This is a genomic window from Pseudomonas sp. D3-10 (assembly GCF_051132175.1).
Lineage (GTDB): Bacteria > Pseudomonadota > Gammaproteobacteria > Pseudomonadales > Pseudomonadaceae > Aquipseudomonas.
On record NZ_CP071668.1, the window covers coordinates 1,487,044 to 1,499,222 of the forward strand.

A 12,179-nucleotide genomic window follows, 5' to 3' on the forward strand; every position below is an offset into this window, starting at 1 on the left:
TCATGGGCGATACGCGGCGTTGGTTCTGGTTGGGTGGGGTCGCCCTGCTGATTGCGTTTATCTACTTGCTGCACCCGATTCTCACGCCGTTCCTGGTTGCGCTGCTGTTGGCCTATCTATTCGATCCGGTGGTGGATCGCCTGGAAAAACTCGGCTTGTCCAGGACGTGGGGCGTGGTGGCGGTGTTCGCGCTGTTCACCTTGATCGTCAGTGCCCTGTTGCTGGTATTGATCCCCATGCTCGCCAAGCAACTGTTGCGCCTGTATGAGCTGGCGCCGCAGATGCTTGATTGGCTGCAACACACCGCGGTGCCTTGGGTGCAGTCGAAACTGGGGCTGGCCGATGGCTTCTGGAAGTTCGACAAGGTCAAGGCGGCCATCAGCGAACATATGGGACAGACCACCGATATCGTCGGCGTGGTGTTGAGCCAGGCCACGGCTTCGAGCCTGGCGTTGATCGGCTGGCTGGCGAACCTGGTGCTCATTCCGGTGGTAGCGTTCTATCTGCTGCGCGACTGGGACCTGATGATGGCCAAGATCCGCAGCCTGCTGCCGCGTCACCGTGAAGAACGCATCATGACGCTCACCGGCGAATGCCATGAAGTGTTGGGGGCGTTCGTGCGCGGGCAACTGCTGGTCATGGTCGCGCTGGGCTTTATTTATGCGGCGGGGTTGATGCTGGTAGGGCTGGAGCTGGGGTTGCTGATTGGCATGATCGCCGGATTGGCGGCCATCGTGCCCTACATGGGCTTCGTCATTGGAATTGGCGCGGCGTTGATCGCCGGACTCTTCCAGTTTGGCGGGGACCTGTATCCCATGGTTGGTATCGTGGCGGTGTTCATGGTCGGGCAGGCCCTGGAAGGCATGGTGCTGACGCCGTTGCTGGTGGGTGATCGTATTGGCCTGCATCCGGTGGCGGTGATCTTTGCGATCCTGGCGGGGGGCGAGCTGTTCGGCTTTACCGGGATCCTGCTGGCGCTGCCGGTGGCGGCGGTGATCATGGTGCTGGTGCGGCATATGCACGATCTGTACAAGGATTCGGACATCTACAGCGGCGTTGAAGACCCTGAACTATAGGTTAAATCCAGGGCAGGGCGTCAGGGAAACTGACGCTTCGCTCCCTTGTCGCTGCAAACCTTTGATTTTGCTCGTGGTCCGGCGCATTGTGCGGTCTGCGTCACGGGTATAAACTTTGCAAACTTTACACAGAGGCCACTAATGGTTCCTTTGGAGCCGTTCAGTCAGCATGAAACCGATTCAGCTGCCCCTTGGTGTGCGTCTGCGTGATGACGCCACCTTTATCAACTACTACCCAGGCGCCAATGCCGCTGCACTCGGCTATGTCGAGCGGCTTTGCGAAGCCGACGCTGGCTGGACCGAAAGCCTGATATACCTGTGGGGCAAGGACGGAGTAGGGCGCACGCACCTTTTGCAGGCCGCCTGCTTGCGGTTCGAGCAGCTGGGCGAGCCGGCCGTCTACCTGCCGTTGGCGGAGCTGATGGATCGCGGCGTTGAAATCCTCGACAACCTCGAGCAGTACGAACTGGTCTGCCTGGATGACCTGCAGGCCGTTGCCGGCAAGGCGGACTGGGAAGAGGCGCTGTTTCATTTGTTCAACCGACTGCGCGACAGCGGCCGACGCCTGTTGATCGCCGCATCGACCTCGCCACGGGAATTGCCGGTGAAGCTGGCGGACCTGAAATCGCGCCTGACCCTGGCGCTGATTTTCCAGATGCGTGCGCTTTCCGATGAGGACAAGCTACGGGCATTGCAACTGCGTGCTTCGCGACGTGGCCTGCACCTGACCGACGAGGTTGGTCATTTCATCCTCACCCGCGGCACGCGCAGCATGAGCGCGTTGTTCGAGTTGCTCGAACGCCTCGACCAGGCATCGCTCCAGGCCCAGCGCAAGCTGACTATTCCTTTTTTGAAAGAAACCTTGGGATGGTAGAACCACTATTCGTAGTGGCTGATGGCCTGCTCTGAATGCGACAAAACCCGCGGTCCTGCTGAACGGCAGGCCACGTGATGTTCAAAATGGGCTTAAGCGCTTAGATGTAAACGCAAAACCGAGAAGTCACATTTGCATCGATTGAATTTGCAAATGAGGTTGATAGAAGGCATAGTCTCGCCATCTTTACTACTTCAGCCACGGTCGTGCCCATGCTCAGTCGCTTCGCACCCCTCGTGCCTCTCGCACTCGTTACCCTGTTGTTCGGTTGCGCTGCCCACTCTCCAGTGTCCCAGCAAGCGCAGCAACCCCAAGTCAAGAGTTCTGTAACTGCCCAATCTTCCTCCGTTGCGTTCCAGGAAGAAGTGGCCTCCGATAAAGAGCTGGCAGACTTCGCCGGCAGCAAGCCTTATCAGCTTCCGGTGCTGGCAGACAGCATCCTGGAACGCGGCATGTCCTTGATCGGCACTCGTTACCGTTTTGGCGGTACCTCCGAGGCCGGCTTCGATTGCAGTGGCTTCATCGGTTACCTGTTTCGTGAAGAGGCGGGCATGAACCTGCCCCGTTCCACCCGCGAAATGATCAACGTGAATGCGCCGCTGGTTGCTCGCAACCAGCTTGAGCCCGGCGACCTGCTGTTTTTCAGCACCAATGGTCGTCGCGGTCGGGTCAGTCACGCCGGTATCTACCTGGGCGACAACCAGTTCATCCACTCCAGCAGCCGCCGCAGCGGTGGGGTGCGAATCGACAGCCTGGGCGACAGCTACTGGAGCAAGACCTTCATCGAAGCCAAGCGTGCCCTTGCCATGGCACCGACCGTGGTCACGGCTCGCAAGTAAGCGCACAGTTTGTAGGGCAAACTTAAAGTCTTACTTGAAGTTTGTCCCATAGCCGCTAGAATCCTAGATCATTGATTGATGGCAATCCGCCTGCGTACTACGCGGGCGGATTTGTTTCCATCTCCACGGCAGAAAAGCCGCATCCAGATCAGGATTGTTCCGCATATGTCGACGTCGGCCCGCCTCGTTCTGATTGTTCTTGCCGCGCTGCTCAGCGCCTGCGCCAGTCGCACCCCACCGCCCGCGCCGGTGCGGGCTCCAGTGGTATTCGCGCCCTCCCAGACTTTTTCTCCCGCCGCTGAAGACGTGCTTTTCCGTGCGCTGGGCTTGGTGGGGACGCCCTATCGTTGGGGTGGCAACACGCCGGACTCAGGTTTCGATTGCAGCGGTTTGATCGGCTATGTGTACCGCGACGCTGCCGGGATCTCTTTGCCGCGTTCCACTCGCGAAATGATCAGCATGCGTGCGCCAGAGGTCGGCAAAGATGCGTTGCAGACGGGCGACCTGGTGTTCTTCGCCACCAATGGTGGATCCCAGGTCAGCCATGCCGGGATTTATGTAGGGGAGGAACGTTTCGTCCACGCACCGGCCACTGGCGGCACGGTAAAGCTCGACAGTCTGTCCAAGGCCTATTGGCAGAAGGCCTACCTCGGTGCCAAGCGGGTGTTGCAACCGGAACATCTGGCGCGTAATCCCTGACCCTGACGATTGATTTTTTGCGACGCTGGATCGCTCTTGTGGCGAGGAGCTTGCTCCCTCGCCACGGGGATCGGTTTGAGCGTTAATTTTTCGATACCCGCCAGATCTTGTTCCCTACGTCATCAGCCACCAACAACCCACCTTGTTTATCGATCACCACGCCCACCGGCCGCCCCTGGGCTTTTTCGTCTGCGTTGAGGAAACCGGTCAGCACGTCCACGGGCTGGCCCACGGGTTTGCCGGCATTGAACGGGACGAAGATTACTTTGTAGCCACTGTGGGGCTTGCGGTTCCAGGAGCCGTGTTGCCCGATGAAGGCGCCTTCTGTAAACGGCGCGGGCAATGTGCCGCCTTCGGCGAAGGTCAGGCCCAATGAAGCCGTATGAGGGCCGACGGCATAGTCGGGAGCAATGGCCTTGGCCACAAGTTCGGGATTTTGCGGCTCGACGCGCACGTCGATGTTCTGCCCGTAGTAGCTGTACGGCCAGCCATAAAAGCCGCCGTCCTTCACCGAGGTGATGTAGTCCGGCACCAAGTCGCTGCCGATCTCATCCCGTTCGTTGACCGCCGTCCACAGGGCGCCGCTGCGAGGCTCCCAGGCCAGGCCGTTGGGGTTGCGCAGCCCTGAGGCGAAGATGCGGTGACTGCCGGTGGCCCGATCCACCTCCCAGATGGCCGCGCGGCCTTCTTCCGCGTCCATGCCATTTTCCGCGACGTTGCTGTTGGAGCCGGTCGTGACGTACAACTTGCTACCGTCCCGGCTGGCAATGACGTTCTTGGTCCAGTGGTGGTTGAGGGGGCCGCCGGGCAAATCGACAACCTTGGTGGGTTGCGCCTTTATTTGCGTATCGCCTTCCTTGTAAGGGAAACGGATCAACCGGTCGGTGTCGGCCACATAGAGGTCATTGCCCACCAGCGTCATGCCGAACGGGGAGTTGAGGTTTTCCAGGAAAATCGTCCGGGTTTCGGCGACGCCGTCGTGATTGGCGTCCCGCAGCAGGGTGATGCGATTGGGGCTGGGGACGCCAGCGCCGGCGCGGTCCATGACTTTCTTCATGACCCAGCCACGAATGCCTTGGGTATCGTCGGGCTTGGGGGGAGCGTTGGTTTCGGCCACCAGCACATCGCCGTTGGGTAGCACGTAAAGCCAGCGCGGATGATCCAGGCCTTCGGCAAAGGCAACCACCTTCAGGCCTGGGGCCGGGGTTGGCTTGGCGCCGTCCGGCCATCCGATGGCTTCAGCGATGTTCACCGTGGGCATCAGGGTCTTGTTCGGCTCGGGCAGTTTCGGTGACGGGCCGATGCCGTCGGAAACCTGCAATGTCGACGACTCGCCGCAAGCGACAAGCCCTGTAGCAAGGGCGGCGATCAACAGGTGATTTGGCTTGAGCATGCGGACTTCCCTATGAGTGCATGTGATTACTCATAGAGAAGCGTAGACGTGGGATGGTTCAACGGTGGGGCCGCCCGCCTGGCAAACGATTTTCCTGTGGGGAGCGAGCCTGCTCGCGAAAGCAGGTCAACCTGGCAGTGAGATGCGGATTGCTCCCCCGTCTAGCGAGCAGGCTCGCTGCCACAATCAACCATGAGCCTGCTTGAACAGCACCGCGACCCCTGGGTGATAGTGTCCGGCCTCGTTGCGCAACTTGCGGTAGGCATAAGGGAAGTACCAGGCCACGGCGCAGGTGTTTTCCTTTTGCAGGTCATCGATCATGTCCTGCAACTCTTCTGGCGTCGCGCTTTGCTGGGCTTTTTGCGGGGCGATGAACAGGCAACCCAGTTTCAGGTCGCTGGCGTAGCTGATCCGCTTGGCGTCGCTGGTGGCTTCCAGCAACGGTTGGGTCAGGTTCAGGTTGTTGACCTTCGGCCAGCGCTGCGTGCTCTGGATGTAGGCGCGTTCATCGCTGCTGGCAATCAACAGATCGGCGCTGACATTACGTTCGCCTTCTTCATTCTGCTTGCGAGTCGCTGCGTCCTGCAGCGTGACCATCTCCGCCATCCAGGCTGCGGCCGACAGCAGACCGAGATTGGCTTTTTCATTGTGCCAATAGGGTGTGTCGTTATCGCCGCGCACGGCGTTGTAGCGGTCGATACAATCGAACCAGCGTTCCAGCACCGGGCGCAGGAATTCCAGTTTCGGATTGCTGATGATCATGCCTTGCATCGCATTTGCCCTCTTGTTCTTGTGATATCGGGTCGTAGTGTCTCTTTGATATCACTTGCCGCAGGATCACACAAGATTGACGTCAGCTTATTGATCCCGGCCAATATCCATTGCGCTGCCCATCGCGGCTTTAATTGACGCTCAACCCCCAACCCTCTAACCTTCGCGGCTTGTTTCAGGTGCTCTATGGCAATGGCCGATAGGGTGAAACAGGGAAGCCGGTGCGTGCACACAAACCCGGCGCTGCCCCCGCAACGGTAAATGAGTCAAGGCTGCGTATAGGCCACTGTGTCGCATGACATGGGAAGGCGCACAGCCAGGCGTTACGCCGCTCATGAGCCCGGAGACCGGCCTGATTCATCCAACGGCATCACGGTGGGCGATGCCAGGCTCGTTGCCGTCCTTTTTTATGCCCGCCCGCCGTTATCCAGTCCCAACGGAGAGCTCCCCCATGACCGACACGCCCGATCGCGACGAACGCCACCTGGCGCGCATGCTGCGCAAGAAAGCCGTGATTGACGAGCGCATCGCCAATTCGCCCAACGAGTGCGGCCTTCTGCTGGTGCTGACCGGCAACGGCAAGGGCAAGAGCAGTTCTGCGTTCGGCATGCTGGCCCGGGCCATGGGGCACGGCATGCAATGTGGCGTGGTGCAATTCATCAAGGGTCGCAACAGCACCGGCGAGGAGCTGTTTTTCCGCCGCTTCCCGGAGCAGGTGCGCTTCCATGTCATGGGAGAGGGCTTTACCTGGGAAACCCAGGATCGCCAGCGCGACATTGCCGCCGCCGAAGCCGCGTGGGCGGTGTCCCGTGAGTTGCTCAGCGACCCGTCCATTGGGCTGGTGGTGCTCGACGAACTGAACATCGCCCTCAAGCACGGTTACCTCGACCTGGATCAGGTCTTGAGTGACCTGCAGGCTCGTCCGCCCATGCAACATGTGATCGTGACAGGCCGCGGCGCCAAGCCCGAGATGATCGAGCTGGCCGACACCGTGACCGAAATGGGCATGATCAAGCACGCTTTCCAGGCCGGGATAAAGGCGCAGAAAGGCGTCGAACTGTGAGCCGAGTGTCGACCGCCAGCCGCCATTGCCCGGCGGTCTTGATTGCCGCCCCGGCTTCAGGCCAGGGCAAGACCACCGTCACCGCGGCTCTGGCCCGGTTGCACCGCAACCAGGGGCGCAAGGTGCGCGTGTTCAAGTGTGGTCCCGACTTCCTCGATCCAATGATCCTTGAGCGAGCCAGTGGCGCGCCGGTCTATCAGTTGGACATGTGGATGGTCGGAGAGCAGGAAAGTCGCCGGTTGTTGTGGGAAGCCGCCGCAGAAGCGGACCTGATTTTGATTGAAGGCGTGATGGGGCTGTTCGACGGCACACCGTCCAGCGCCGACCTGGCCCGGCGTTTCGGCGTGCCGGTGCTGGCGGTTATCGATGGCACCGCCATGGCCCAGACATTCGGTGCCTTGGCCTTGGGCCTGGCACGGTATCAGCCGGATTTGCCCTTCGCCGGGGTCTTGGCCAATCGGGTCGGCACCTTGCGCCATGCGCAATTGCTCGAAGGGAGCCTGACCGAAGGCTTGCGCTGGTACGGCGCGCTTTCGCGGGAAACCGGCATCGAGCTGCCGAGCCGCCATCTTGGCCTGGTGCAGGCCAGCGAATTGAATGACCTGGACGTGCGTCTCGATGCCGCCGCCGAGGCGCTGGCGGGCAGTTGTGAAGTGGCATTGCCGCCTTCGGTCGAGTTCGCGGCGCCGGAACTGACGGCCGTTGAGCGGTGGCTCGACGGCGTCCGCATCGCCGTGGCCCGTGATGAGGCATTTGCCTTTACTTATGGCGCCAGCCTCGATCTGCTGCAAGCCATGGGCGCGCAGTTGAGTTTCTTTTCGCCGATCCACGACACCCAATTGCCCGAGGCGGACAGCCTCTATCTACCCGGTGGATATCCCGAGCTGCACCACGTTGCCCTGGCGCAAAACGCGCCCATGCTGGCGGCGATCCGCGCCCACCATGCATCCGATAAGCCCTTGCTCGCCGAATGCGGCGGCATGCTGTACCTGCTCGATTCACTCACCGACGTCGAAGGCACGCGCGCCGAACTGCTGGGTATGCTGAGCGGCGATGCGCAGATGCAAAAACGCTTGGCGGCCCTCGCGCTGCAATCGGTGGATCTGCCGGAAGGCAACCTGCGCGGGCATACCTATCATCATTCCTTGACCAGCACCACGCTTGAGCCGATTGCCCGTGGGCATAGCCCCAATGGCGGGCGAGGGGCGGAGGCGGTTTTCCGACAAGGGCGGATGACGGCTTCGTACGTGCATTTTTATTTTCCGTCCAATCCGAGGGCGATTGCCGCTTTGTTTGCGCCGGACCGAGAAGCAGCCTTCGCGAACAGGCTCGCTCCCACAGGGGATGGTGTGATCTCCAGTACGATGCCTGCCAGTGTGGGAGCGAGCCTGCTCGCGAATCGGCCATGACAGACAGCACTTTTTCCCAAGCCGAACGCGAGGCTGTCTACCGCGCCATCGCCGAACGCCGAGACATGCGTCATTTCATCGGCGGCAGCGTCGAGCCGCAATTGCTGCGCCGCCTGCTCGAAGCCGCGCACCAGGCGCCTAGCGTCGGGCTGATGCAGCCGTGGCGGTTTCTGCGCATCAGCGATCGCGCCTTGCGCGGCGAAATCCAGAACCTGGTGGAAGAAGAGCGCATTCGCACCGCCGAAGCCCTGGGCGAGCGTAGTGATGAATTCATGAAGCTCAAGGTGGAAGGTATCCACGACTGCGCCGAAGTGCTGGTGGCCGCGTTGATGGACGACCGCGAGCGGCACATTTTCGGTCGCCGGACCTTGCCGGAAATGGACTTGGCCTCGCTGTCCTGCGCGATCCAGAATCTGTGGCTGGCGGCCCGCGTCGAAGGGCTGGGGATGGGCTGGGTGTCGTTGTTCGAGCCCCAGGCCCTGGCCGATCTGTTGGGCCTGCCGGAAGGCGCAAAACCCCTGGCGATCCTGTGCCTGGGGCCGGTCGAGGGCTTTTACCCAGCGCCCATGCTCGCCTTGGAAGGCTGGGCGAAACCGCGGCCGCTCGAGGAACTGATTTATGAAAATCGCTGGGGAGTGCGTCCATGAGCGTAGCGTTGCTCAGTGCCGCCGCGGTGGCGCTGGATGCATTGCTGGGCGAGCCCCGGCGCTGGCATCCTCTGGTCGCGTTCGGCCGTCTTGCCAATCGTATCGAACAGCGTTTCAACTCCGGTGGACGGGGCTGGCGCAGTCACGGTGTCACGGCGTGGATCATCGCCGTGCTGCCCTTGACGTTGCTGGCCACAGCCTTGTCCTGGGCGCCCCTGGTAGGGTGGCTGGTGGACATTCTCGCGTTGTATTGCGCCCTCGGCTTGCGCAGCCTTGGTGAACATGTCGAGCCAGTGGCCCGGGCGTTGCGCAGTGGCGATCTGGACGAGGCACGCCAGCGGGTGAGTTATCTGGTCAGCCGCGAAACCGCCGAGTTGGATGAAAACGCCGTGGCCCGCGCCGCCACCGAGTCGGTGTTGGAAAACGGCAGCGACGCGGTGTTCGCCGCCTTGTTCTGGTTCGCGGTGGCTGGCGCGCCTGGCGTGGTGTTGTATCGGTTGAGCAATACCCTCGACGCCATGTGGGGTTATCGCAACGAGCGCTTCGAACGTTTTGGCTGGGCGGCGGCAAAGATCGACGACATGCTCAACTATATTCCCGCGCGCCTGGTGGCCCTGACCTACGCGTTGCTCGGCAAGACCCGACTGGCATTCAGATGCTGGCGCACCCAGGGGCCAACCTGGGACAGCCCCAATGCCGGGCCGGTGATGGCCGCCGGCGCCGGAGCGCTGGGCGTGGAGCTGGGCGGCGCGGCGATCTACCACGGCGAGCTGCACCAACGTCCGTCCTTGGGCGAAGGCGTGCCGGCCAGTGCCGATTCCATTGATCGCGGCTGGCAATTGGTGCAACGCGGCGTATGGTTGTGGCTGCTGATTCTCTGCCTCGGAGCCGAGTTTTATGCTTGAGCATGGTGGACGACTGCGCAAGGCTTCCCGGCAATATGGCATTGCCGAGGCCGACTGGCTCGACCTGTCCAGCGGCCTGGCGCCCTGGCCGTTCGACGTTCCGCCGATCCCGCTGCGGGCCTGGGCGCGCCTGCCCGAGGCCGAAGATGGATTGGAGCAGGCCGCCTGCGATTATTACGAAGCGACGCACGTGTTGCCGGTGGCCGGTTCGCAGATGGCCATCCAGCTGTTGCCGCGCCTGCGCCGGGCCGGCAAGGTGGGTGTTTTGTCGCCCTGTTACGCCGAGCACGCCGAAGCCTGGCGCCGCAGCGGGTACATCGTGCGCGAAGTGCTGGAGACGGAAGTCGATTTTTTCCTCGACAGCCTCGACGTGCTGGTGGTGGTCAATCCGAACAACCCCACGGGCCTGAGCCTGAGCCCCGAACGCTTGCTGAATTGGCACGCACGGTTGGCCCAGCGCGGTGGCTGGCTGGTGGTGGATGAAGCGTTCATGGACATGACACCGCATCTGAGCCTCAGCGCCCACGCCCATCAGGTCGGGCTGATTGTATTGCGATCGTTTGGCAAGTTCTTTGGCCTGGCCGGGGTTCGCCTGGGGTTTGTCCTGGCGGAGCGGCGTTTGCTCAAGCTGCTCGCCGAGCAAGTCGGACCCTGGGCGGTGAGCGGGCCGACCCGGGTCCTGGGCGAGGCGTGTCTTCTGGATACCGAGGCCCAGGTTCGTCAACGACAGCGCTGCGAAGAAACCAGCCAACGCCTGGCATCGACGCTGCAACGCTTCGGCTTCAAGCCCCAGGGCGGCTGCGCATTGTTCCAGTGGCTGGTCACCCCGCACGCCCAGGCCCTGTATGAATTCATGGCCCATCGCGGCATTCTGCTGCGCCTGTTCACCCACACCAGCAGCCTGCGTTTCGGGTTGCCCGCCGATGATGCCGGGTTCCTGCGCCTCGAGCAGGCTTTCGAGGCCTACGCCAAGGACATTCGATGACAACCTTGATGGTGCAGGGCACCACCTCCGATGCCGGCAAAAGTACCTTGGTCACGGCGCTCTGCCGTTGGGTTACGCGCCAGGGTGTGAGGGTGGTGCCGTTCAAGCCGCAGAACATGGCGCTCAACAGCGCGGTGACCGCCGACGGTGGCGAAATCGGCCGGGCCCAGGCTGTCCAGGCACAGGCCTGTGGCCTCGAGCCCCATACCGACATGAATCCGGTGCTGCTCAAGCCCAACAGCGATACGGGCGCCCAGGTCATCATCCATGGCCGTGCCGTGACCACCATGAACGCGGTGGCCTATCACGATTACAAAGCCGTCGCGATGCAAGCGGTACTGGCCTCCCACGCCCGCTTGAGCGCGACATACCCGGTCGTCATGGTGGAAGGCGCGGGATCGCCGGCGGAGATCAACCTGCGGGCCGGGGACATCGCCAATATGGGCTTTGCCGAGGCGGTGGACTGCCCGGTGCTGCTGATCGCCGACATCAATCGTGGCGGGGTATTCGCCCATCTGGTCGGCACACTGGAGTTGCTTTCGCCCAGCGAGCAGGCGCGGGTAAAGGGTTTCATCATCAATCGTTTTCGCGGCGATATCGCCTTGCTGCAGCCGGGGCTGGATTGGTTGGAAACGCGCACTGGCAAACCGGTGATCGGCGTGTTGCCGTATGTAATGGACCTGCACCTGGAGGCAGAGGATGGCCTCGACCAGCGCCAGGCCGACAAGGCTGAACAGGTGCTCAAGGTGGTGGTGCCGGTGCTGCCGCGCATCAGCAACCACACCGATTTCGACCCGCTGCGCCTGCATCCGCAGGTCGACCTGCAATTCATCGGCCCTGGCCAGGCCATCCCGCCTGCCGACCTGATTATCCTGCCCGGGTCCAAAAGCGTGCGCAGCGATTTGGCCTACCTGCGGGCTAATGGCTGGGAAACGGCCATCCAGCGCCACTTGCGCTACGGCGGCAAGTTATTGGGTATCTGCGGCGGTTTGCAGATGCTCGGCCAGCAGGTCCACGATCCGCTCGGGCTGGAAGGCGTGGCGGGTTCCAGCGCCGGGTTGGGCTTGTTGGATTTCGAAACGACCCTGGAGCGCGAAAAGCAACTGCGCAACGTCCGCGGGCGACTGAACGTGGAAGACGCCGAGGTCAGCGGCTATGAAATCCACGCGGGCGTCACCGTCGGCGCGGCCCTGGAACATGCGGCGGTGCGCTTGGACGATGGCCGTTGCGATGGCGCCCAGAGCCGCGATGGGCAGATTTTTGGTACTTATCTGCATGGGCTCTTTGAGTCGCCGGCAGCCAGCAGTGCATTGCTGCGTTGGTCGGGACTGGAGGACGTACAGACGGTGGATTACCACGGCTTGCGCGAGCGAGATATCGAGCGGTTGGCGGATTTGGTGGAGCGGCATCTGGACACCGGGCTGCTGCGTGAGCTCTGTGGGATCTAGGGTGGCTGGGCTGGCGTCATCGCGAGCAGGCTCGCTCCCACATTGGTCTTGCGGCGCACAGAGATCCTGT

12 protein-coding genes and 1 riboswitch are annotated in these 12,179 nt (G+C 62.0%); of the genes, 10 read left to right on the forward strand and 2 right to left on the reverse strand.

Translation table 11 applies throughout. From position 1 onward, the window contains the following. Positions 1 to 2 precede the first annotated feature (2 nt). The 4 genes from J3P90_RS06590 (at position 3) to J3P90_RS06605 (ending at position 3,488) form a co-directional block, all read left to right on the forward strand. Positions 3 to 1,076, forward strand: a complete 1,074-nt coding sequence (locus tag J3P90_RS06590; RefSeq protein WP_420767448.1) for an AI-2E family transporter — start codon at positions 3 to 5, stop codon at positions 1,074 to 1,076. Between the two features lie 169 nt (positions 1,077 to 1,245). After that, the gene (hda, locus tag J3P90_RS06595) at positions 1,246 to 1,950 is read left to right on the forward strand and encodes a DnaA regulatory inactivator Hda (protein ID WP_420767447.1); all 705 of its coding nucleotides are present in this window, start codon (positions 1,246 to 1,248) and stop codon (positions 1,948 to 1,950) included. A 212-nt stretch (positions 1,951 to 2,162) separates the two neighbouring features. Beyond that, positions 2,163 to 2,789 carry a C40 family peptidase gene (locus tag J3P90_RS06600; RefSeq protein ID WP_420767446.1) on the forward strand — a complete coding sequence of 209 codons (627 nt, stop codon included), beginning with the start codon at positions 2,163 to 2,165 and terminating at the stop codon, positions 2,787 to 2,789. 165 nt (positions 2,790 to 2,954) lie between these two features. Then, positions 2,955 to 3,488 carry a C40 family peptidase gene (locus tag J3P90_RS06605; protein WP_434675995.1) on the forward strand — a complete coding sequence of 178 codons (534 nt, stop codon included), beginning with the start codon at positions 2,955 to 2,957 and terminating at the stop codon, positions 3,486 to 3,488. 82 nt (positions 3,489 to 3,570) lie between these two features. Here J3P90_RS06605 and J3P90_RS06610 read toward each other — a convergent pair whose 3' ends face one another. Both J3P90_RS06610 and J3P90_RS06615 read right to left on the reverse strand, forming a co-directional pair. After that, positions 3,571 to 4,881, reverse strand: coding sequence for a PQQ-dependent sugar dehydrogenase (locus tag J3P90_RS06610; protein WP_434675996.1), 1,311 nt, complete (start codon positions 4,879 to 4,881; stop codon positions 3,571 to 3,573). 186 nt (positions 4,882 to 5,067) lie between these two features. After that, positions 5,068 to 5,652, reverse strand: a complete 585-nt coding sequence (locus J3P90_RS06615) for a hypothetical protein (protein ID WP_434560187.1) — start codon at positions 5,650 to 5,652, stop codon at positions 5,068 to 5,070. A gap of 160 nt (positions 5,653 to 5,812) precedes the next feature. Next, positions 5,813 to 6,022, forward strand: a riboswitch (cobalamin riboswitch). 81 nt (positions 6,023 to 6,103) lie between these two features. On the opposite strand from J3P90_RS06615, the gene cobO reads away from it, so the two are divergent. Genes cobO through J3P90_RS06645 form a run of 6 tightly spaced genes read left to right on the forward strand, consistent with a single transcriptional unit; the run spans position 6,104 to position 12,109 of the window. Further along, positions 6,104 to 6,715 carry a cob(I)yrinic acid a,c-diamide adenosyltransferase gene (gene cobO, locus J3P90_RS06620; RefSeq protein WP_420767442.1) on the forward strand — a complete coding sequence of 204 codons (612 nt, stop codon included), beginning with the start codon at positions 6,104 to 6,106 and terminating at the stop codon, positions 6,713 to 6,715. Further along, entirely contained in the window at positions 6,712 to 8,124 is a 1,413-nt protein-coding gene (locus J3P90_RS06625; protein ID WP_434675997.1) for a cobyrinate a,c-diamide synthase, read from the forward strand. Before cobO ends, J3P90_RS06625 begins: the two co-directional genes overlap by 4 nt. Next, complete coding sequence (gene bluB / locus J3P90_RS06630) at positions 8,121 to 8,771, forward strand: 5,6-dimethylbenzimidazole synthase (protein WP_434675998.1); 651 nt, start codon at positions 8,121 to 8,123, stop codon at positions 8,769 to 8,771. Before J3P90_RS06625 ends, bluB begins: the two co-directional genes overlap by 4 nt. Next, the gene (cbiB, locus tag J3P90_RS06635) at positions 8,768 to 9,676 is read left to right on the forward strand and encodes an adenosylcobinamide-phosphate synthase CbiB (protein ID WP_434675999.1); all 909 of its coding nucleotides are present in this window, start codon (positions 8,768 to 8,770) and stop codon (positions 9,674 to 9,676) included. The genes bluB and cbiB overlap by 4 nt, the downstream gene beginning before the upstream one ends. Continuing rightward, positions 9,669 to 10,661, forward strand: coding sequence for a threonine-phosphate decarboxylase CobD (gene cobD / locus J3P90_RS06640; RefSeq protein WP_434607273.1), 993 nt, complete (start codon positions 9,669 to 9,671; stop codon positions 10,659 to 10,661). Before cbiB ends, cobD begins: the two co-directional genes overlap by 8 nt. Continuing rightward, entirely contained in the window at positions 10,658 to 12,109 is a 1,452-nt protein-coding gene (locus tag J3P90_RS06645; protein WP_434676000.1) for a cobyric acid synthase, read from the forward strand. The genes cobD and J3P90_RS06645 overlap by 4 nt, the downstream gene beginning before the upstream one ends. Positions 12,110 to 12,179: the final 70 nt, after the last annotated feature.

Bases quoted from the DNA above. Each gene is read 5' to 3' on its own strand.
- J3P90_RS06600 (WP_420767446.1), top strand. From the start codon at position 2,163: ATGCTCAGTCGCTTCGCACCCCTCGTGCCTCTCGCACTCGTTACCCTG.
- cobD (WP_434607273.1), top strand. From the start codon at position 9,669: ATGCTTGAGCATGGTGGACGACTGCGCAAGGCTTCCCGGCAATATGGC.
- J3P90_RS06645 (WP_434676000.1), top strand. From the start codon at position 10,658: ATGACAACCTTGATGGTGCAGGGCACCACCTCCGATGCCGGCAAAAGT.
- J3P90_RS06610 (WP_434675996.1), bottom strand. From the start codon at position 4,881: ATGCTCAAGCCAAATCACCTGTTGATCGCCGCCCTTGCTACAGGGCTT.
- cobO (WP_420767442.1), top strand. From the start codon at position 6,104: ATGACCGACACGCCCGATCGCGACGAACGCCACCTGGCGCGCATGCTG.
- cbiB (WP_434675999.1), top strand. From the start codon at position 8,768: ATGAGCGTAGCGTTGCTCAGTGCCGCCGCGGTGGCGCTGGATGCATTG.
- bluB (WP_434675998.1), top strand. From the start codon at position 8,121: ATGACAGACAGCACTTTTTCCCAAGCCGAACGCGAGGCTGTCTACCGC.
- J3P90_RS06605 (WP_434675995.1), top strand. From the start codon at position 2,955: ATGTCGACGTCGGCCCGCCTCGTTCTGATTGTTCTTGCCGCGCTGCTC.
- hda (WP_420767447.1), top strand. From the start codon at position 1,246: ATGAAACCGATTCAGCTGCCCCTTGGTGTGCGTCTGCGTGATGACGCC.
- J3P90_RS06615 (WP_434560187.1), bottom strand. From the start codon at position 5,652: ATGCAAGGCATGATCATCAGCAATCCGAAACTGGAATTCCTGCGCCCG.
- J3P90_RS06590 (WP_420767448.1), top strand. From the start codon at position 3: ATGGGCGATACGCGGCGTTGGTTCTGGTTGGGTGGGGTCGCCCTGCTG.